Annotated in this window: 14 protein-coding genes and 1 pseudogene; 2 read left to right on the top strand and 13 right to left on the bottom strand. The window is 34.9% G+C overall.

Annotated elements, in window-relative coordinates:
* Positions 1-276: 276 nt before the first annotated feature.
* From WQ54_RS11180 to WQ54_RS11145, 9 genes are all read right to left on the bottom strand, one after another.
* Positions 277-1,386 (bottom strand): Xaa-Pro peptidase family protein, encoded by a 1,110-nt coding sequence (locus WQ54_RS11180; RefSeq protein ID WP_046516364.1) that lies wholly within the window; start codon positions 1,384-1,386, stop codon positions 277-279.
* A 130-nt stretch (positions 1,387-1,516) separates the two neighbouring features.
* Complete coding sequence (locus tag WQ54_RS11175) at positions 1,517-3,349, bottom strand: M3 family metallopeptidase (RefSeq protein WP_046516362.1); 1,833 nt, start codon at positions 3,347-3,349, stop codon at positions 1,517-1,519.
* A 438-nt stretch (positions 3,350-3,787) separates the two neighbouring features.
* Positions 3,788-5,689: a glycoside hydrolase family 127 protein gene (locus tag WQ54_RS11170; RefSeq protein ID WP_046516360.1), complete on the bottom strand. Its 1,902-nt coding sequence runs from the start codon at positions 5,687-5,689 to the stop codon at positions 3,788-3,790.
* Between the two features lie 66 nt (positions 5,690-5,755).
* On the bottom strand, positions 5,756-6,586 hold the full coding sequence (locus WQ54_RS11165) for a carbohydrate ABC transporter permease (RefSeq protein WP_231597501.1): 831 nt from the start codon (positions 6,584-6,586) through the stop codon (positions 5,756-5,758).
* A gap of 1 nt (position 6,587) precedes the next feature.
* Positions 6,588-7,538, bottom strand: coding sequence for a carbohydrate ABC transporter permease (locus tag WQ54_RS11160; protein ID WP_046516353.1), 951 nt, complete (start codon positions 7,536-7,538; stop codon positions 6,588-6,590).
* 133 nt (positions 7,539-7,671) lie between these two features.
* On the bottom strand, positions 7,672-9,060 hold the full coding sequence (locus WQ54_RS11155) for a sugar ABC transporter substrate-binding protein (RefSeq protein ID WP_046516351.1): 1,389 nt from the start codon (positions 9,058-9,060) through the stop codon (positions 7,672-7,674).
* A 211-nt stretch (positions 9,061-9,271) separates the two neighbouring features.
* The gene (locus tag WQ54_RS35625; protein WP_156177881.1) at positions 9,272-9,385 is read right to left on the bottom strand and encodes a beta-L-arabinofuranosidase domain-containing protein; all 114 of its coding nucleotides are present in this window, start codon (positions 9,383-9,385) and stop codon (positions 9,272-9,274) included.
* A 1,408-nt stretch (positions 9,386-10,793) separates the two neighbouring features.
* Positions 10,794-11,858 (bottom strand): Xaa-Pro peptidase family protein, encoded by a 1,065-nt coding sequence (locus WQ54_RS11150; protein ID WP_046516349.1) that lies wholly within the window; start codon positions 11,856-11,858, stop codon positions 10,794-10,796.
* Between the two features lie 815 nt (positions 11,859-12,673).
* Positions 12,674-13,570, bottom strand: coding sequence for an AraC family transcriptional regulator (locus WQ54_RS11145; RefSeq protein WP_046516346.1), 897 nt, complete (start codon positions 13,568-13,570; stop codon positions 12,674-12,676).
* Positions 13,571-14,307: 737 nt separating this feature from the next.
* Between WQ54_RS11145 and WQ54_RS11140 the strand changes: the two genes are divergently transcribed.
* Both WQ54_RS11140 and WQ54_RS11135 read left to right on the top strand, forming a co-directional pair.
* Positions 14,308-15,771, top strand: a complete 1,464-nt coding sequence (locus tag WQ54_RS11140; protein WP_046516419.1) for an Ig domain-containing protein — start codon at positions 14,308-14,310, stop codon at positions 15,769-15,771.
* A gap of 694 nt (positions 15,772-16,465) precedes the next feature.
* Positions 16,466-18,745 carry a beta-L-arabinofuranosidase domain-containing protein gene (locus WQ54_RS11135; protein ID WP_046516343.1) on the top strand — a complete coding sequence of 760 codons (2,280 nt, stop codon included), beginning with the start codon at positions 16,466-16,468 and terminating at the stop codon, positions 18,743-18,745.
* A 688-nt stretch (positions 18,746-19,433) separates the two neighbouring features.
* Here WQ54_RS11135 and WQ54_RS11130 read toward each other — a convergent pair.
* The 4 genes and pseudogenes from WQ54_RS11130 to WQ54_RS11115 all read right to left on the bottom strand — a co-directional run bounded on the left by WQ54_RS11130 (position 19,434) and on the right by WQ54_RS11115 (position 22,948).
* Positions 19,434-20,912 (bottom strand): annotated as a pseudogene (locus WQ54_RS11130) (sodium:solute symporter).
* A gap of 2 nt (positions 20,913-20,914) precedes the next feature.
* Positions 20,915-21,118: a DUF3311 domain-containing protein gene (locus WQ54_RS11125; protein WP_046516341.1), complete on the bottom strand. Its 204-nt coding sequence runs from the start codon at positions 21,116-21,118 to the stop codon at positions 20,915-20,917.
* A 151-nt stretch (positions 21,119-21,269) separates the two neighbouring features.
* Positions 21,270-21,731, bottom strand: a complete 462-nt coding sequence (locus WQ54_RS11120; protein WP_046516338.1) for a RidA family protein — start codon at positions 21,729-21,731, stop codon at positions 21,270-21,272.
* A gap of 41 nt (positions 21,732-21,772) precedes the next feature.
* Positions 21,773-22,948 carry a M20 family metallopeptidase gene (locus tag WQ54_RS11115; RefSeq protein WP_046516334.1) on the bottom strand — a complete coding sequence of 392 codons (1,176 nt, stop codon included), beginning with the start codon at positions 22,946-22,948 and terminating at the stop codon, positions 21,773-21,775.

Raw genomic sequence — 22,948 nt, 5'->3', positions numbered from 1 at the left:
GAATGTTTGATTGTCCCTGAACGACTTGTAACTAAACGCTGAGAAGATCATGAGATTTTTGCCACTAGGAGTTCTGCATAAATTTCTAAGGTAAATGTTGGTTCGGCGTTACTCTGTCTTTGACTAACTGCCGGATTCCCCAAGGAACCTAACTTATAGTCAGAAAAAATCCTTATACAAAAGAAACAAAAATCACCAATTTCATTACCTTCTTATTTAAATCACTATTTTAATTTTCTTCCCGAAAGTATTTCTTCAAATTATGGATTACTTCTATTACAAACCTAACAATGTAAATTCCGTGGAAAATGAAGTTAATACTTTTGCGTTTCCCGTTTCTTCTATATACACATTTTCTTCAATTCTTACCCCACCATAACCAGGAATATAGATTCCCGGTTCTATCGTAAACAATAAACCTGGTTCCAATACCAGTTTATTTTTTTCATGGATAGAGGGTTCCTCATGTACTTCCATGCCCAAACCATGGCCTACCCTATTGTTAAAATATTGTCCGTAACCGTTATCCTTAATGACATTGCGAGCTGCGATATCTACACTGCCCGCTGTATGGCCAGCTTTTACAGCATTGATCCCAGCTTGAACAGATTCTCGGACGATGTCATACATTTTCTTTTGTTCGGCCGTACCTTCCCCGACTACAAAAGTGCGGGTAATGTCTGAACAGTAGCCATTTAGGATGACTCCCATATCAATTAATAAAAAATCACCACGATTAATTTTCTTCTGATCTGGATGCCCATGAGGCAGCGAAGATTTTTCACCGGATAAAACAATCGTTGAAAACGATGGCCCTTCTGCTCCATACATCCTCATTAAATATTCCAGTTCTGCCGTTAATTCTACCTCCTTCATGCCGACTTGAACTCGGTTAATTCCTTCAGTAAGTACTTTTTCGATCACATAAACCGCTTCTTGGACCATTCTGCATTCATCTGGAGTCTTCTTCATCCGCTGGGCTGCAATGAACTCCCCAATATCTTGATAGAGGAATCCTGGAATAAATAAATTGAACTGCTCTTGCTGATATAAACTGAAATTTTTGGTTTCTAGTCCTATCGTTTGTACACCTTCCCCAATTTTATTTAGTAAAATTTGATACGGATTTTGTTCGTCTAAAATGGGGATAATTTTTTTTATCGATGATGTTGCTTCTGCTGCCTCCAAGTCAAGGGCTGGAACAAATAAATAGTGATGTTGATTACGTAAATCAAGCACTAACGCCATAAACCGCTCATGCGGATCAGAATAAAAGCCAGTGTAATAAAAAACACTTTTTGGGGAGATGACAATGGCTAAATCTATTTGTTCCTTTTCAAGATACTGGAGTAATAATGCCAGTCTTTCCTGATGTTGATTATTCATAGTAAACACTCCCTAAACAATGATAAGTTAAGCAATGTTGCACAATTGAAAATATCTGTTTTAATGGATCTTTTGAATAGTTCATCGTAAATTTTCTTTCACAATCTCTAACTCTACGCTTCTATCTGAATCAGGATAAGGAAAAACTTTTTTCCAAATTATCAACAATAGTTCCAACATGCGTAATTGTCTCCTTGATAATGCTAGTCGTTGACATGTCCAGATCTGCCATTTTATATAAATCAAGCCCCTTCATATTGCCGCCTTGCTTAAGGACTTTAGTCCATTGCTCACCTATACCTATACCTTCGGTTTTTATCCGTTGAGCAATGATTGTTGCAGCAGATATTCCAACTGAATAAGTAAAAGGATATAAGCCCATATAATAATGCGGCTGTCTCATCCACGTTAATATTGCCCCATCATCTATCTCCACTGTGTCTCCCCAGAATTCAGTTAAAATCTTCCCTTTTGTTTGACTAATATCCAAGGTAGTTAATGGTTCTTTATTTTCGGCCATTTTGTAAAGCCTCCGCAACAGCTCTGCCTCTAGTACATGGGTGACACAGTTATGATGGTAACTCATCATTAAATACATATTTAACCAGCGATTTAGTCTAGGGTCACTTCTCTGTTCCTGCAAATAATGAACCACTAAATGTTCGATTAGTGTAGATGGGGATTCTACAAATAACATGGATTGTGAATTGTTAATGTATCGTTGATTTTGAGCAGAAAGTGTATAGTGGATGGTATGCCCAAGCTCATGACTTAAAAGAAGCATGTCAAACAAATTTCCTCCCCAAGGATAAAAAGAATAGCCATGGACACCATGAACACCTCCACCAAAGGCAATCATCCTTCTTCCAATATTATCCCCCCGGTAAACCCACCTTTCTGAAAATGCTTTGCGCATTTGATTTTGATACTCAGAACCTAGTACACCTACAGCTTCAGTGATGATTTCGCCTGCTTCCTTATAGCTTATTGGTGGATCAAACTCAGGATCTAAGGGAGCTTTAACATCAGACAATAAAAGTGTATCTAAACCAAGTTGCTTTTTTCTTAAACGGGCGTATCTTTGCATATATGGCGAGAGCTCATTCTGGAATATGTCTAGTATTTGTTCAAAAAACTCTGTAGAAATTTCATCTGTGGTATAAAAATTAGTTGATGCTGGTGAAAATTGAAGGTGCATATCAAGTGCAGATGAAAAACCTCGTAATTTTGCTAGAGACACATTTTTGTTGATTTCACTTGATAAAATTTTAGCAAGTCCATGTTGATGACTCTTTAAACCTTTTGTTAAGGATTTATAGGCATTTCTACGGAGGGTCGTATCTGGAGATGTTTCAATCTGTGTCATATACATGTGTAAGGAAACAGGTACTTCGTTCCCATTCTTATCCTTTACCGGCTCAAATTTCAAGTCAGAAGATGTAATGGTGAGATAGAAAGTTTCAGGTGATTTTAGAGATTGACCCAATGATGCTAAAATTTCTTCCATATCCGGAGTTAATGCATGTTGGCGGGTTTCGTCAATCCTTTGTAAAAACCGATTATATAACTGAAGATCTTTTTCTTCTTCCAAATATTTTGTCATAGCTTCCTTAGGTATTTGTATTAAGATATTCACAAATTTAGTAGATACCTTATTTCCTTTACCAACTAATAGCTGTGCTCTTCCCATTAACTTTTGAGAATCAGGATCTGATTCATCCTCCGAATATTTGAACATGGCATAGCTTGAGATTCGATGAAGCCTTTCCATTAAATTATCGTATTTTCGGATAGAATTAAGTGTTTCAAACGCTGAAGATAAAGAAATTTTTCCACTTAACATTTCATCTATTTCTTGTTCTGCAGCTGAATAAGCTCTCCCAAATTCAATGTCAGAAGGAAAAATATCAGTTAAATTCCATGTATCTTCTTCTGGAACATCCTTACGAGTTACCAAATTCATTGCAATATTCCCCCTTACTAAATATTTTGTTCTTCTTACACCACTTGCTTTGAGAAAGAAAAGGAAAAGAGCCGCCTTTATATGATTGTTTAACTGAATATCTATTTTTATGCTAAAGACTCTAATCTAACAATAATAGATAGCTCTCTATTTACCATACTGCGAAAAAACAGAGGACTCTGTAACCCGAATGGCAACGGTCTCCTTTTCTCCCCCTTCAATCATTTCATTTGGATGTAAACCGTTCTAATTGTAAAATTTATCAATATCCTGTAAACCCTTAGTGCGAACCAACTAATTACTCTCAATCTAATAGCATTTAAAACTAGTATTTTCTGCTTCATTATCCAAGCGTCATACCATTTTGAGAACTTTCTTCATAAAGGAATCGATAAGGAACATCGATTCCTCCCCACCTTCCTTCATCATTTATTCATTTTAACCCTCATGGATCCAAACCCTCATTTGTCCAGATGCTCGATTATCCCATGCATAATATGGGATTGCGGTTATTTGGAAAGGCTTGTTTTTTGGTTTATTGGTGGAATAAAGTTTATTCTCCCAAGCATTGTCATCAACTAGTTCTGCCTCTCCTATAATCTTTACAACACCTCCTAGAAGTGTTTCATCATAACCAGATTCAAGTACTCCTTCCGGCGGAAGAGAAATTTCATGTAAAGAGCAACTATTATCAATTGATTCTAAACAATAAATAATCGGTCCTCTTTGAATAGCTACAGTATTACTATTCTGCCTAACTTTCGGATGAGAATATATCCTTTCAATCGGCATAAATAACTCTAATTCTACTAAATCGTTATTTTTCCACTCACGCTCAATCCGGACATATCCCTTATCAAAAAGGTCGGTAATATCAAACTCTCTATTATTCACTTTAAGTTTTGCCTTTTTGCACCATTCTGGAATTCGCAGTTTTACTCCAAAGGTATCTGGACGTTCTAATTCAAGATTGATAGAGATTTTCTCATTCCAAGGATAATTAGTTTTTTGCTTTAATTTCATTTGCTGTCCATGTACATTAAACTTGGCTTCGCCTTGAACATATAAATGGACAACAATATCATCAATGTTTTGTGAATAGATATAACTTCCTAAAGAGGCCAGCAACCTAGCAAGGTTAGGAGGACAACAGGCGCATCCAAACCATTCTTTTCGATGTCGGTCACCTAAACTTGCTAAAGGATTAGCGTAAAAGAACTTTTTGCCGTCTAAAGAAACACCGCTAATCACACCATTATAAAGAGCACGTTCCATAGCATCTGCATATTTCCCGTCACATTCCAATTGAAGCATTCTATGGTTCCAATAAACCAATCCAATGGCTGCACAGGTTTCTGCATAAGACGTCTCATTTGGGAGGTCATAATCGTAAGTAAATCCCTCATTTTTACCTGTTGATCCAATTCCACCTGTAATAAACATATTTTTCATATGTAAATGCTCCCATAGACGTTCACATGCCTTTAATAGTGATTCATCGCCAATTTCTCCAGCAAGATCGGCCATTGCAGAATACATATACATTGCCCTTACAGAATGTCCAACAACTTTACTTTGTTCTCTCACTGGTTTATGAGATTGATTGTACTCTTTGATGTTATCCAAGTGATTCATGAAATTGTGAAAAAATCCTTTACTGTCCTCTTTCTCAAGAGTAAAATAATGAGGCTCTTGTCCACGTTCATCTATAAAGAAATGACTTAATTTCAAATAACGTTTTTCACCGGTTACTCGATATAATTTAACAAGGGCTAGCTCGATTTCTTGATGACCACAATATCCTCTCTTCTTACCATCTTCATAGCCAAAGATTGAATCAATATGGTCGGCATAGCGGCAGACTACATCAAGAAGTGTTCGTTTTTTTGTTGCCTCAAAATGAGCTACACCAGCTTCCATTAAATGTCCGGCACAATATAATTCATGGGCATCACGCAAATCAGTCCAACGTTCACCTGGTTTAACCACAGTAAAATAAACATTAAGATAGCCGTCAGGCTGTTGTGCAGAACTAATTAAGGCAATCACTTCGTCTACCAGCTTATCAAGCTCAGGATCAGGATGAGTGGCTAGGCTGTAGCTTGCCGCTTCCAGCCACTTGGCTACATCAGAATCCCAAAATATATGCGGTTCATTTTCCATACCATGTATCCAATTGAGTTTAAATGCTTCAATTCTCCCAGTTTCTTTACATTGCGTATACTGATGCGGAATGGTTTGCTCCCTATTCACTTTCATTCGCGGTGACCAAAAGACATCATCTATCACTACATTCGTGAAAGATATCGGTTTTAATAATTTTTGCTGCAGTAAATTCATTTTTGTTAACTCCTTTCTAAATAGAAAAACGATTTTAGAGAAAAAATAAAGGTTTTATCTAGATGACTAACCCTTGATACCAGTTAAGCTGATCCCTTCAATAAAGTAACGCTGTCCGATAAAGAAGATGACAATCGCAGGAACGGTCATGACTGCTGCTGCTGCCATCATGAGATGCCAATCAGCTGCGTATGATCCTTTTAACTGTAAGAGACCGAGAGCTAACGTATACTTTGCTTCATCATTTAAGAAAATCAATGGTCCAAAAAAGTCATTCCATACACCCATAAAAGTAAAGAAACCTACTACTAACATTGGCGGCTTAACCAATGGGAGTAATATTTTTGTGAATATCTGGAAATGATTTGCTCCATCAATTAAGGCGGATTCATCCAGTTCTCTGGGAATATTCATGAAAAACTGGCGCATCAAGAAGATAAAGAAACCGCCGCCGCCAAAAAAAGCAGGAATAATTAACGGCCAAAATGTGTTAATAGCCTCTAACTCTGACCACATTAAGAATGTAGGTATCAGTGTAACCGCTCCTGGAAGCATCATTGTTGCAATAATAAGAGCAAACCAAAAATCTCTACCTGGAAATTTCAGTCTCGCAAAGCCATATCCGCACATACAGCAGGTTACAATGGTCCCAATAAGAACAGGAATTAAAATAAGTAAAGTATTTTTAAAGTAGAGTAAAAAATCAATAATTGAAAAAATTTCGAGGTAGTTTGACCACTGAAACTCTTCAGGGAAAAGTTTTGGTGGAAACTCAAATATTTCCGTTGAAGTCATTAATGAGCTGCGAATAAGCCATACAAAGGGAACTAAGCTAATGACGGCTCCTACAATTAATACAAATAACGAAATTGTTCGATTTACGGTTTTTAGTTTCAACTTATTTCCCTCCCCCATAATGCACCCAGCTTTTAGATGACTTAAAGATAAACAATGTAAATATAAAGATTACTATAAACAAAATCCATGAGAGCGCACTTGCATATCCCATATTATTTTTCTGGAATGCCTCACGATAAATGAGTAAAACATAAAATAATGTACTGTTATTCGGACCGCCTTCTGTCATGACATAAGCTTGTGTAAATGCTTGAAAGGAACCGATCAGACCCATAATAAGATTAAAAAAGATTACTGGTGATATCGATGGAACAGTGACGAATCGAAATTTATGCCACCAATTTCCTCCGTCAATATCAACTGCCTCAAGTAGCTGCTTAGGCACATCTTGCAGCCCTGCCAGAAAAATCAATGCTGTGCCACCACATCCCCACATACTCAATAATATTAATGAAGGAATAACAGTCGTTTCATCATAAATCCACATTAGTTTCGGAAGATGTAAAAAATCTAAAATGCTGTTTAATAAACCAAAGTCAGGGTTAAATAGCCATAGCCATAATATATTAGAGGCAACTGCAGGTACGATGACAGGTAAATAATACATGGTTCTAAAGATGGATTGTCCTTTTACACTTATGTTCATAAGGATTGCTACGATTAATGCTGCTAGGAGGGTTAATATAGTACTTCCTATAGCGAAATAAAAAGTAACAAACAGCGATTTTTTGAAATTTAGATCGTTCTTAAAAATCTCCACATAGTTTTGAAATCCTATCCATTGATAATCCCCAACCACCTTATAATCAGTAAAACTAAAATACAAACTTGCTAGCATAGGGCCGATTGTCCAAATTAATAACCCTAAAATAGCTGGAAGGGTAAAAAAGTAACCCCAAAATATTTCTTTTTGACGCAATTTAACGTTGCTTTTTACTTTAACTCCCACTTTTGTGCTATTCGTTTTTATAGGTATATTTCCAATACTCATTTGATCCCTCCTTAAATAAACACAGCAGAGCTTCGATCGTTTTTAAAGAATGTACAAAACAAAACTTAATTTTAGTGGTTTGTTACGAAGCTTCGCACTTCGTAACAAACCATTATCAAATAAATGTCATCCATTATTTGTATTCATCGCCAAACTTTTGATTTAATTTCGGCATAATGACATCGTTTACAACTTCTTCAGCTTTCTTTTTATTCGTCCAAAGTTGGTCTAATCCAGGAGAAATAATTTGCCCCGCTTCAGAACGATCCTTCCAATAATAGTTTGGGTTTTTACGAACATTGTTCATAGCCCAATCGATGACTGATTCTTTAAATTCTTCTGGGTGAATCTCGGTATCAGTCCACTTTTTAATTAACTCAGGTTCGTGATACCACTTTTCCTCATTAGGCATCCATAAACCACCAGTAATTAACGGTAAACTATTCTGAGGATCCATAACAAATTTCAAAAATTCTTTCGTTTCATCCCAATTTGCTTTTGTATTGTCAGTATCAAACACCACAATTGGTGTTCCATAACTTGTTGTTACGGCATTTTTCATTTTTGGCAATACACCGATTCCTAAATTTAAATTCTTTTCCTTTTTAGCCTTACCAAGCTCCTGCAACGCCCAATGACCATCAATATTCATGGCAACACGCTTTGTTAAAAGTGCTGTGTCCACATTAGGAAGGGTGGATAAGTTAGCTGGAGTAGGCATTACATGATGAACATACATTAAATCCTGCATTTTCTGTAAGGCTTCTATTGTCTCAGGTTTATCAAGGATAATATCTTTTCCATCTTCGGAAATAATCCCTCCATCGTTACTAAAAAGGAATGTCTCATAATGATAAGTAAAGTTATTAACACCATAAGTTTTAATATTTTTTGGATCAAATCCATCTTCGCCAGGATGTTTGCCATTTCGGTCTGTAGTTAGTTTTTTAGCCACTTCAACAAATTCATCCCATGTCCAGGCTTCTTCTGCTTTTGTTGGCGGGTATTCTACCCCTGCTTCATCAAATAAATCTTTGTTGTAATAAATGTTTGCTACTTCATTAGCCACACTGGAACCGGCGATTGGACCGTTTTCCTCAAACTGAAATATCGAGTATTTTAATTTGGCTCCTAATTCACCTGAATCAAACAGTGGTTTTAAATCTTTTATCGCACCGTTTTCAAGCCAAGGTGGCAAGCTTCCTTCTGGGAAATAGCCCAAATCCGGAAGAGTATTCGAAGAAGCCATCGTCGTCATCTTTTCTAAATAGTTCCCTTGAACTTGTTGTCCTTTTACCTGAATGTTCGGATGTGAATCGTTAAAGGATTTAAGTAAAGCATCGATTGACTCTTTCTCAAGAGGTCCTCCCCAATACGTGAACTTTAGCTGAACGACATCTTTATTTCCATTGCTCTCTTCTTCATTTCCTGTTGCACTGCTACCACCAAAACAACCGCTTAATAGTCCAACAATCAATATAAAGACAATAGAAATTACTAGATACGATTTACGCTTTCTCATTTCCCCACACCTTTCTCTATTTTTCCTAATTAATTTTTATGTAATATTCAAGGATGTTTGGTGAATGAATAACTTTGGAAAATTTTGAGTCTTTCGAAATATTAATTGAAGTATAGAATGATCGTCCGCAGATGGAGAATGCAAAATGGTGTATAAATCTGACTATTCCAAAAAGTAATAGACTAATTATAGAAAACAATTTGATCCTTTTTTAACCTCGATTAGTAATAAAAAATTTATTAAGTCTTAAGTAGCGTTTATTTCCTGTCATTCTATAAAGTCTTACTGCTGCTGATTCGATTTCTTGATGAACTTCGTAGCACATTTGCTTTACTGAAGACAGAATCAATATGATTAGTAGCACATAATATCGAGAAGTTTTGTTTTCCAGTACCCTGAAAATAGGCAAAAGTAGTTTCAATCTTATGACCCACACACATTACATTTCATGACGATTGGAGACTGCTCAGCTTTCCCTCCAGGTTCTTTTCCAGTAAAAAGCGTAATAAGAAAGACTTTTTTGTCGTTTTTTTAAATGATCTGTTAATTTACTATTTACTAGCTTACTAATTTCAGCATCTTCCATTCGTTTCCATGCAGCCTTTATTTGAATGAAAGAATAAACTCATTTCAATAAATTGATTAATAAAATGATTAGTAAAATATTGATAATTTCACCTGTTTGACCCCCTTGTAATCGCTTACCGTTCACAATAATCTTAATATTTAGAATTGTGTTATCCACTAAAATAATATCATTTGTCCCTAAATTTTGTCAGTGGTCCAACTATTACATTAGGTGTAAAAATCCGACTATAAATTTAATGGTTTTGGAAGCTTCTTCATGTAATAATTCATTTAATTGATAACCGTAAAAATTCATTTGATAATTTCCTTGTTCTACAATAAGAAAAGTAACAAATATAACGACCTTCTTATTGGTACTAATGACAATCATAGTACTTCATTTAACATAGCTCCTCCCTTCCAGCGAAAAGAATTCATCTCTTTATTTGCAAAATATGTACCAAGTTTTAAATGACATTGAGACTATACTAAAAGATACTATTTAAACATTTTATACAATCGGAGTAAAAATTTTTTTACAGTGCTAATCATTTTAGACAGTAAGGAGATTATCATCAAACACAAGTAAAAGATTTGCAGAACAGCAACTCATGAGATTTTAAACTCGGATTATATCCTTAAAAACAAACAAATAGTAGTTAATTTTCTTCGCAACTTCCGACTAGGGGAAAATATTCATTCCTACATTCACCATCACGTTGATCTTATTTAAATTCTACCCATTATAATTTTTACAATTGCTATTTGTTCTGAATTGGTCCATTATCAAGCTATTCATTCGCGATTCAACACATTTTCTGACACGTGTTAAGGGAAAGAGTATTTGGAACGTTTTCTGCCTTTCGAATGACTGCTTGTATGCAAAAGGTTTTCATAATCAGTAGATTCTATTATGGTTAAATTTTAGATTGAACATAAATAGCTCCCCTTAGGGTAAAACAGATTTTTATTTTTAATCTGTCTACCTAAAGGGGAGCATCTTCAACATAATGTGCCTATTATTATCATTTATTGCCTCATTTTTTGAAGTAGTGCATTTTAACATGTACAATTTTCTTATCTTGTAATCTACTAACTTCCTCGAAGTACAGGGTTAATACGGAAAGATTATGGCCTGACCATCAAGTCTTACTTCCCAGATAAATCTATATAATTGTTAACTCTCTTATTGATTGAGTAAGTACTTCATTTCCGTTTTCTGTTACAAGGAGATCATCTTCAATTCGTACACCACCAAGATTGGGAATGTAAATACCAGGCTCTATAGTTACTACCATTCCTGCTACTATTTTTTGAGGTTTTCCTTTTGTGCTAAAAAATGGATTTTCATGAATATCTAGTCCTATTCCATGACCTGCACCGTGCCCAAAATAATCTCCATAACCTTTTTCTTGAATGTAGCTGCGTGGTAGTGCGTCTACTTCATTTGTCGTAAGTCCTGCCCGTAATCCAGTGACACCTTTATTAAGTGCTTGCAAAACCACTTGATAGATTTCTTTTAGTTTTCCATCCGGCTCTCCAACAGCTACAGTTCGCGTTAAATCTGAACGATATCCATTATAATATGCACCAAAATCAAGGGTAACCATATCACCTTTTTCAATTACCTTGTCTGATGCGATGCCATGCGGTAGTGCTGAACGATATCCTGAAGCCACTATGATATCATAAGCAGAGGATGTAGCCCCTTCTCTTCTCATGACAAGCTCTAATTCATTGGCAACATTTTTTTCTGTTATACCAGGTTTAATAAAGTTTACTATATGTGTAAAAGCAATATCTCCTATTGCTGCTGCTCTTTTAATAACGGCAATTTCTTCTTCCGTTTTGATTTCACGAAGCTTTTCAACTACCCCAGAAGTAGGTACAAAAGATATATTAATCGCTTCAGTGTATTTTCGGAATTCTTTATACGAAAGATGTTCTTCCTCGAATCCAAGTTTAGTCATTCCTAGGCTTATAACCTGTTTTGCTATTTCTGCTGTTAAATCATCTTTATACTGCACAATAGTATACCCTTTTGCTTGACTGGTAGCTTGCTCTACATACCGAAAATCAGTAACAAATACTGCTTCTTCTCTTGAAACAATTACAACACCAGCAGTTCCAGTAAATCCAGTCATATATCTTCGATTCGTTGGGCTGGCAATAATCATTCCATCAATCTCCAACTCTTCAAACACGCTTCTAAGCTTCATTATTTTATTCAATGGTTCCACTCCCTAAATGGTTTGTTTTTTTGACATGTATTCGTTTAATCAATCAACTACTATTTTTTCAGTACGACTTATACACTCAACATCATTCTTTTGACCAATAAAGATTACTGATACTACCAATACAGCAGAATCAGACCTTATTAGATACCAATCTGATGAATATGCACATTTTAGTTGCTTTAAACCTAGTCCATGTGTATGTTAGTTTTCAACTTTTAATTTAATAAGTCATTCCAGACCACAGTGCAAACCTTTCACAAAAAAACGATTATTAAACTTTTATCGTGTCATCATCGTTATTGATTGTTGATTTCTTTCTAACCACTTGACTCCTATTCTCTAATAAAAGGAATGATATTTGTAAAATATTATTCTGTACCTTATTTCAATCATACAAAAATCAAGGATAGTTTTCCTTTCATGTATTAGTTTAACTTTTGTGGATGCGCTTTCAAACGAAATGATAGCATCACCGAATATTAAATGTCAGTAGCCAAAATTAAATATTAGGTGGATTATTCCTACCTTTTAGATAAAGTTGATATTTTTCATTAAAAAAACGCGGACTCAGCTCCATAATATCTTCCTTACGGTCTCTTAAAGTGGAATATATAAACTGACTAAATTAAGCGGTAATATTTTTGAATGTCTCAACGACGAAAAAAAGATGATGTTCCCGAATATGTTGTTTAAATCAAAGCTAATGTGGGGGAAAAAGGTGCAAAAATTAAGGAGATTTGACAGAACAGATTAACAAATAAGGAGAATAATCATTAAAAATGAGGGGCGTATTCCCCCTCTGTTTTTTATTCTTTATTTAAATGTGTCCGATAGTAAGCTTTTCGAAATTCTGTTGGGGTTAATTTTTCGTATTTCTTAAATAGCTTCATAAAATATTTTTCATCAGAAATTCCGACTGTATAAGCAATCTCTTTAATTCCAAGGTTTGTAGAAGATAATAGATCTTTTGCTTTAGATACTTTGAGAATATGAATATATTCTTGGATATTTATTCCGATTTTTTGCTTAAAAATGCGAGATAAATAATCTTTATTGTAATTGAACTGTTCTGCTACCGAAGTAACTGAGATATTATCCGTTGTATGTATACGAAGCCATTCAACAATCTTCACTAGATTTTTATCAACTTTTGTTTTTTCCTTTGTTGTTTGGAAATTGGTAAGAGCTTGTTCTGATATTTCAATTAACAAAGTTGTGATTATATAATCAACACTTCTTTTGTTATAGTAGTTTGCATTGGACACATCTAGTAATTGATTAAATAGTATATTAATTCGCTCAACTCTTTGAGGTTTTGAATAGATTGGTATAAAAATATGCGGGTTAGAACGATCATAAGCAGGATTAGAACGAAATGATATTACTTCATCTTCCATAGTCTTATCATCAATCAATGTAAAATGGTTACTGCAATTAAAATGGCACCAATAAAATGACACCCCAGGCTTACACTCCCTATGACCAAGATGGGTATGCGAGCTTAACAAAAGTAAAATATCCCCGGGCTTAATTTCATACTGCGTACCTTCTTGAGTAATGTAAAGAGTGCCTTTCACACCAATAATTATTACAAAACTTTTTAGGTTTCTCCTTGTGTGCGTCCAAGGTTCCCTTGATAAAAATTGGCCACATGAAATAAATTCGATCGGTATATTTACATCGGTTTTTAGGAATTGACTCAATATGTTTCATCCCTCTATTTGAAATTCATTTATTCTTCCTTCATTGCCGTATTATTTTTAAAAAGGTCGGTTTTATACACCAAATGTGATTGCTGTACTACCGACAATGATAGGTCCAAAATTGTATCATTTTACCAATTGAACTATTCTGCATTTCCTGCCATCCGTGAGCTTTAAGATGTAAAACTTTAATCGTATTTTATCACAAATGCAGAAGACACAGCTAACTAACTTTATAGGAGGTGATTCAAATTTACAAATCGAAAGCACATTTTTACTGTTGTTACCTTGAGTACAATCCATGGAAATTTGGGTAGTCTCAAAAGCTCTAAAAACACTTTTTCAGTGTAGAGTTTTATTGAAAATACTACAGGAAGCTGCCCATTTTTGACAATCAAGCCAACTGTTTTACTTCAATATATCAGGTGCTGTGAGAATAAAGGAAGGTATGCTAAATAAGTCCTTGAGCAAAGCATAGGTTTTATACCATTGTCAAGAATTTGCCTCGCAGATCGCTGATTTAGGGCTCTGCCAAACCATAGCTTGAACTAATACCAGCCAATTTAGCCAAACACCCAGGCATATGTTGGATGTAGTAACTTCTGAATGGAGGTATAAAAGTGAAAAGAAAATTACCTATCGTATTCATTCTTACAATGATTGCATCTTTAGTGCTTTCTGTTCAACAAAGTTTTGCGGAAACATCAAATAATAGTTTACTAGATCAGTCAAATAACATGGTAGCTTCTAAAAAAACAGGAACTGAACCAAATTTAAGTGAACTTTCACATACTCAGATCTATGATATTTTCGAAAGAAACATCAACGACTATGGTGTTGAACTCGTAGACTGGCAGGGATATATCGCGAACCCTTATGTAAAACTTACAGTTAAACCGCCAAAAGATGCTGTGTTTCCTGTAACCATAACAATTAAAGCAACAGGAACCTCTCGTTTAATGATGGATTTGCCAAGCGAGTTGTCTAAGGATGGGGCGACAAAAACGTTAACATTTTCCAACGCTGAAGAGAAAAAGGATTTTAAACTGGAAATTCATCCTGACCGTATTGGTGGTCCGAATGAAGTTGAAAAATATAAATTAACTTTTATCACTTCGGACAAAATTGGCAAAGAACATACTCAAAACATACCTATTAGAGTTTGGGATCAGGATGATAATAAAGAAACAAATTTCCCTCTGCATTTTGATTATCGGTCTGACACAATTACAGGATACTTTAAGGATGAAGGAATCAGAAATGCTGCAGAACAGGCTATTAAAGACTGGTTTTACTTCTTTGATATGGAACCCTTTGATGAGGTTCCCGCAAACTCTGAAAGTATTATGATTCCGGGTGATAATTGGGAAAATCATGTAGAAGTAACAAACAATGTGCCTTATAACGGTATGTGGATCGCTATGAGAGGACTGAATGATCCATGGTCTACAGGGTATCCGGCTAATAATGGAAATTACCATACAAGAAACGGTGAAATGGTACCGGAACAAATCCATAGATCTCTAGGTTTAATTTTAGAGTTTATTGATGGAGCCATTCCATTTACATCACTAGATGATGAAAAATGGTATTTAACTGATTTATATAAAGTAACAGATGTTTATGGTCTAATGATGCACGAATTTGGGCATTCACTAGCATTTCATGAGTATTGGTCTGGTATGCAAGAATATAAGAAGAATGGCGGTAATGATCCTGATGTCATTAATTATCAGGGATACCCTGTTTCACTTGATAGCAGTTACCATATACCTGGTGACGAAAAATATTGGGATCGTATAAGCGGGCAGAGTGCAGGTTGGAAGCATTATTTCCCAACAAGGAGATGGATGTTGACAAAACTCACTTTATTAGTTGCAGAAAATGCGGGATGGAAGCTGAACAAAAACCTAACACCTTTTCTTAAGCCTCAAATTGTTACTTCTTCTCTAGATAATGCAAGTAAAGGCAACAAATATGCACAAAAGTTATCGGCAATGGGTGGTGTTCCATTTTATGATTGGAGAATAGTGGAGGGCTCTCTTCCTGAAGGATTGAGTTTAAACAGGTTTACCGGAACCATAAATGGAAAAGTATCAAAAAAACAATTAAAAGAGAACTACACTTTTACCGTTGAATTAAGAGATTATGATGAAAAAAGCATTCCGGTAAAGAAAACATTTTCAATTAAAGTACGCTAAACAAAGGCATCTGAACCCAATGAAGGATCGTCTGAAGGTTGAATTATAGCCCGGTCCAATGATTGTTCGAACCGAGAATAAAAAGGATAGGGACCCAGATATATGTGGGTCCTTTTCATATTTTTTCTAATTTCTTGATCAGCTCCTGTTCACTGACTATTCAAGTAAAGTAAAAAAGGAACTTAACTACTCAATATAAGGATAGCAAAGGTGGTATTTAAGATTTTTTATTCTGATAGAAGATGTTTCACTAACAATCCACTTATACAAACGTTCCTAAAGGAAATGGCAATGGGATTATGTTTTCCCTTGCGTGTTTCTCTTCCCCTACTAATTGGAATATGTTTTGGGCTTTGACCCCATGAATAAGCGAAGATACTATAAGATTGTGAGGAGGTTCAGCAAATACACACCTTATAATGTACTCAAAATCGTGTTTAAAGTATGTATTGGTAAGTTAATGAAACATAAGAGACAAGATTCATCCACCCTTTTACTACCTTTTATAATTATATAGCACCCTCTTTCTCTTGAAAAATAGTTGGGCTGTTGTACATTTTCCAGTGCTATGAAGGTTACAATATAAAGTCAATTTAATCCACCTAATCTTATTTTTTAACTACCGACAATAATGAGTCTTTTTTTGTATACTTTTTATGTAAGCGTTTTATAAATAATGATTGGAGGATAAATAATGTTAGATGTATTAAGTGATAGGGAAATTGTTGAAAAAGATATTGAAGCTTTATATCTAGGAAACTTAAAAACAGTAGAATTTGATATAAAACTTCCGACTGAAGGAAAATTTGGATCAAAAATTACTTGGCGTTCCAAGGATGATCGCTGGATTAATGGGACAGGTAGAGTTCATCGTCCCGAATATGGTAAAGGTGACCGAATTGTTCCTATAACTGCAACTTTTTCTTATGGTGAATTCTCAATGGATAAGATTTATGAAGTTAATATTTTAGAAGCAGAAAATAAAATTCAATTAGAAAAAGTTTTTCCAATTGTTCTTGAAAAGAAGGTAAATGAGGAATTTTACCTTCCGTCAGCAGTAGCCATTCAAACTAAAGGCGGTGACGTGATTTCACACTCAATTACTTGGAATGATGAAGAGAGAAAAATCTATGATGAAATAGGAGAAAAAACTGTTTATGGAAGATTAACGGATACAGCCTTTGAGATAAAAGCATTAATCAAAATTATGAAAAATGTTGAAATCTATCATGAAAAAACCGCTAAAGTAAATAGTATTGCGCCTACTAAGGTTCGATTGAAAGAGAACACACTTTTCAAGAAAGCACAGGATCGACGTTTAATATACTTACTTTCTGTTAACGATGATCAGATGCTTTATAACTTTAGAAAAGCTTCCGGTTTGGATACGAAAGGTGCACCTGAAATGATTGGGTGGGATTCACCTGATAGTTTACTAAGAGGTCACACTACAGGGCACTATATATCTTCACTCGCTTTATGTTATGCTGCAACGGATAATAAAACGATATTTGAAAAACTAACCTATATGATCTCTGAGCTAAATAAAATTCAGTTGGCCTTTGAAGCAGATGGAAACTATGGATACGGATTTCTCAGTGGCTATTCGGAAGAACAATTCGATCTTTTAGAAAAGTATACACGTTATCCACAAATTTGGGCGCCTTATTATACACTGCATAAAATTTTTGCTGGTTTATTAGATAGTTACCATTTAGCAAAAATTGATTTAGCATTAACCATTGCCGATAAACTTGGGGATTGGGTATACAATCGTCTAAGTGTATTACCAAACAAACAATTAAAAAAAATGTGGGGAATGTATATTGCTGGTGAATTGGGTGGAATAAATGAATCACTGGCTGAATTATATATGTACACAAAAAAGGAAAAGCATATTAAGGCAGCAAAACTATTTGACAATGATCGATTGTTCTTCCCTATGGAACAAAAGATTGATGCATTGGGTTCACTTCATGCCAATCAACATATTCCGCAGGCGATTGGTGCAATGAAAATTTTTGATGCCATAAAAGAGAAAAAATACTACGAAATCTCTCGTTTCTTTTGGGATTCCGTGGTAAAATCACATATTTATTCAATTGGCGGAACCGGCGAGGGAGAAATGTTTAAGCAGCCCTATCAAATTGGGGCAAATATTTCAGACAACACTGCAGAAACCTGTGCTTCCTATAACATGCTAAAGTTAACGAAAAATCTTTATGAATATGAAAATAAAGTAAGTTTTATGGATTATTACGAAAGAACAATGTTCAATCATATCCTTTCAAGTACGGATCATGAATGTCAAGGAGCTAGCACGTATTTTATGCCTACCCGTCCAGGCAGTCAAAAAGGATTTGATGATCAAAATTCTTGCTGTCGTGGTACAGGATTGGAAAATCATTTCAAATACACGGAAGCCCTGTACTTTACTGATGATAAGTCACTGTATGTGAATTTATTTGTCTCTTCTGAAATTGATGATGAGGAAAACGGGATAAAAATAGAGCAAAAAGTTCATAACCCATTTTCAGGATCTCTTGAATTGCATATAAAAAAATTGGAGAAAAATTCATTAAAAATCCGCTTACCTTATTGGCATAAGGGTACTGTGAAAATTTTGGTCAATCACTCGGAGTATAATGCCAAAGAACTAGATGGATACTTAGAAATTGAAAAACAATGGATAAAAGGTGATAGAGTATCTATCCAATTTTCTCCGACATTGAGACTTGAAGCTACGCCCGATAAGAAAAACATTGTATCTATTGCTTATGGGCCATACATTTTAGCAGCCATTTCAAATCAGGAGAATTACTTGGAATTACCAATAAACGAAGAGAATCTTCATGAGAAATTTATAAGAATTGGGGATACAGATCATTTTATGTATGAAGCAGAACAAATTAAATTTGTTCCACTAGCGGAAATAAATCATGAGCACTACCACCTTTATATAAAAACAAAATAACTCTTATAAAGTGGTTTAAACTTCAAAAATCAGTAGTGGAATTATTCCCCGTCTCTCCTTTCATCAGAACGGGGACCTTTCTTTAAATAATATTAAAACCTTTCCATATTGTTCTCAGCCAAACATCTGATTTGATTTTACCACTTTTCAATCAAAGTCATACTCATATGGCTGCATACAAATCTTGATCTAGCAAATTTCAGTTTATAGTGTATGAAACTCTTTTTTTCACAATATACTTGCTAAAATTCAATTCTAACTCCATGTTCCCTTTAACAACCAACTCAGCAATCTTTGTTTGTTCAATAACTACTAAAATGATTAATTTTAGGTGGAATTTCATGGGATCCATTTCATATCATAAGAAAGTTTATTCGTATCTTCTAGCCCTAAACCTTCAAAGAAGATCTTTAATTTTCTCCAAAATAAGTGGTACATTTTATGATAGTGTAAAATGTTATTTATAAAAAAGAGCAAACGAATCTAATTACGGAATTATTTGTTTAAGGGGAAATTTATTAATTACTATAACAGTTAGTAAATCAGTTTACCCAGCAAATACAATTTGCTGGGTAAATAATTCTATAATAAATCGATCATCTGTGAGTTTGTTACAACCAAAATAACTAGGTCACTAGAAGCATGCTCCTAATTTTAAGGCAGATCAACTTGAATCATAGGTTGACCTTTAACCGAAACTTTTCTCTTGCTGTTCTGACAGTTTTTGCTGTATTATGGCTTTTTTAGTAATCAAACTGACAACTATAGCCACTATAATATTTGCAAGGAGAGCAATAATTCCAATATTAAGATCCTTCATCCATTGTGGCAAAGCCGGAAAAAGGCTATCCATTGTAGCTCCTGTAATGTTTATATACGCAACAGCAAGTACACCCACAGTAATCCCAGAGAATACCCCTTCTTTCGTCAATGGATTTTTCTTAAGAAAACTACAAAAGACTGCTGGTGCAAATTACGAAACAAAACCGTATCCAGTTAGCATTAATAAAAGGATAGCGTCTCCACCTTTAAACGTGCAATAAAGGGCAATCAATGCAACAATTGGTACTAAATAGCGCGCTAAATTTGCCACTTGTACATCGGTTGTTTTTGGTCGAATCTCTTGAATAACGTTTTTGGATAACATGGCTGCAGTAGTCATTAAAAGCATAGATCCAGGAACAATTGCTGTTAGAAGTCCTGCTGCGCCAATAAATCCAACAACCCAAGGATCAAATGTTTTTTTAGCAATCTCAAAAATTGCTATGTCTCCATTAGTTAATCCCGGGACTTGCAAAACAGATGCAGTTCCAATAAATAAGACAAAAAGAGTAAACAGCATGTATAAAGGTAATATAATAGCATTTTTTCTAACTGCATTAGAGCTTTTTGCAGAAAAAATTGCTACAAATGTATGTGGCCACATATAATAACCCAAAGATAATAAAAGAACATTGGAAATATACCAAGATTGACTAAATCCAGAATTAGGTAGTTCTAAAAAACCTGGTTTTGCTTGATCAACTGCTTGGAACATAGCCCCAATACCGCCGTAGTAGTGAATTGGAAGATAAATACCTAGAAAAAGAACAACAACAACAATTAGAATATCTTTAATAACAGCATTCCATGCTGAACCATTAATACCCGAAACCATCACATAAACAGTTATGGAAATCATTCCAATCCAAATTGCTAAGGTTGGAGAAATGGTACCGTAAGATGCTTGTGACACAATAATTCCCAGGCCCTTCAATTGGATAATCAAATAAGGAATCATCGCTATAAAACCAACGAGAGTTACGAAAATCCCCAACAAAGGACTATTGTAGCTCTTCACAAAAAAGTCGGCTTGAGAAATTAATTTGTGTTTTTTTCCATATTTCCAAATAAGCGGTAAAAGCCAGAACCCAACTATAAAATTAAGCATGGTAATATTATAAAAAGACGCAGCTCCTTTTCCATAAGCCCATCCGCTTATACCCATTAAAGCATTAACCGTATAAAGTTCTCCTGCCATCAATAAGAAAATAAAAAGTGTACCGAAACCACGACCACCAAGCGCCCATTGTTCAAGATCCTTGCTTTTCCCTTTAGAGGCACGAATTCCTAAATATAGAGATAAAAGTAGAAAAATTGCAAGAATAATAATAGATATGTGCTTCATTTTTATTCCATCCCTTCCTCTTCCTCACGAACAAATTGATAAATAATTGTCATAATACCTGTCCCTATAAAAATACAAAGAACCATCCAAAAAAGTAAGAATGGTAACCCTAACACATAGGGTTCTACACGATTAGCAAAAACAACACCAATTGGCATGATTATATACGCAATGAAAGATAGTAAATATAACACAGGTCTTTTCATCTCATAACTCCTCATATAAAAAAGTATTTTTCAAAATCACAAATCAGAAAATTCAGATATTAAAAGCGCTTTCTTTTTAGGGAATGAATGATTCCTTCATAGTTGACAAGGGATTATACCATTGCATACAATCCCCGAACGCTGTTTCTACTTAATCTTCTACTTCAACAATAATCTCAATTTCCACAGGAGTATTAAATGGTAACTCGTTTGTTCCAATTGCTGAGCGGGCATGTTTTCCTTTTTCACCAAAGACTTCAATGAGGATATCTGAGGCTCCATTCATTACATACGGTTGATCCTTAAATCCTTCTTCACTTTGAACAAACCCTAACATTTTCACAACTTTTTTTACCCTGTCTAAGCTTCCTAAATGCCATTTAAGTACAGATAAACAATTAATCACACATTGACGCGCTGCTTTTTGCCCCTCTTCAATTGTTAGATCTTTACCTAGTTTACCTTTTAAAATAAGTTCTCCGTTTACTCTGCAATCCTGTCCAGAAGTATATACAAGATTACCAGTTTGATTTACTGGTAGGTAACTAAATTTCGGAGTTTGTACTTCTTGTAATTGGATATTTAATTCCTTCAGTTTTGCTTCAATTGACATACTATTCTCTCCTTGAATTAACATCTTTATTTTTTCTAAAATTAATTTGATTTCAAAAGCTCTAATGCCAATTCACCATAAGCAAAAGCAGCTTGTTTGAGTTCATTTACCTCCACATATTCATCAATAACGTGTGCTTGTTTTAAGGATCCTGGACCAAATATAACTGTTGGTATTCCTTTATGAACCGAAAAAAATGGCGCCTCACACGTTGCCTCGAAAACTTTTATTTTTGCTTCTTCTTTATTTACTTTTTCACACACTTTTGCTAGGTTTTCAACAAGTACATGATCTTTAGGTATGGAACTTGCGGGAAGGAATAAATACTCTTCTAACTCATACTCCATTTTCAGTTTTGAATTGGCCCCCAAAGCTTGCCTAATTTCATTCTTTACAGATTCTTTTGTATCTCCTGGTAATACTCTTCGGTCAATCTCAATAATGCATTTCTCAGGAACCATGTTTGGAGCCGTTCCGCCTTTAATTTCAGTGATCGTTAATGATCCATTTCCTAGTAGTGGATCCTCTTTTTCACTAATTTTTTTATCTAATTTAGCTAAGTTACTGATAATCTCAGCCATTTTATGAATAGCATTATCTGCACCTTTTACTTTGGCTGCATGTTGGGAAGTTCCTTTTGTATGTAGTCGATAACGGGCGACCCCTTTATGCGCAATACATATTTCTAACTCAGTAGGCTCACCGATGATCGTGTAATCAGCGGTAATATTACCTTTTAAGAAATGAAGCATGCCAATGTTTTCTCTTTCTTCATCTACATTAAAAAAAAGAATTAATTCTCCAGCAAACGGAGTACCCATTCGCTTTAAAATAATCGCCGTATAGATCATCGCTGCAACTCCAGACTTCATATCTGCAGCTCCACGTCCAAATACTTTTCCATCGCGTATCAAACCTGCAAATGGATCTACACTCCATCCAGATCCTGCTGGAACAACATCTAAGTGGCCGTTATATAATAATGTTGGACCGGGCTGATTCCCTTTTAATCTTGCTAAAACATTTGGTCTACCCTTTTCAGCCCAGGAAAGCTCTGTTTCTATCCCATTGCTAAGTAGTATTTCTTTAATATAAAATGCAGCAGCTTCTTCAGTTTTTAATGGATTTTCACTATTTTTTGATATTAAACCACATAGTATCTCGATTAATTCATTTGAGTCAAAGTAAGCGGAATCCTTAAAATTTGTATTTGCCAT

Origin of the sequence: Bacillus sp. SA1-12 (assembly GCF_000981385.1) — a bacterium.
In the GTDB taxonomy this organism is placed as follows: domain Bacteria; phylum Bacillota; class Bacilli; order Bacillales; family Bacillaceae; genus Metabacillus.
Note: the sequence above shows the minus strand (reverse complement) of the source record. Positions and strands in the feature narration are given on the sequence as shown.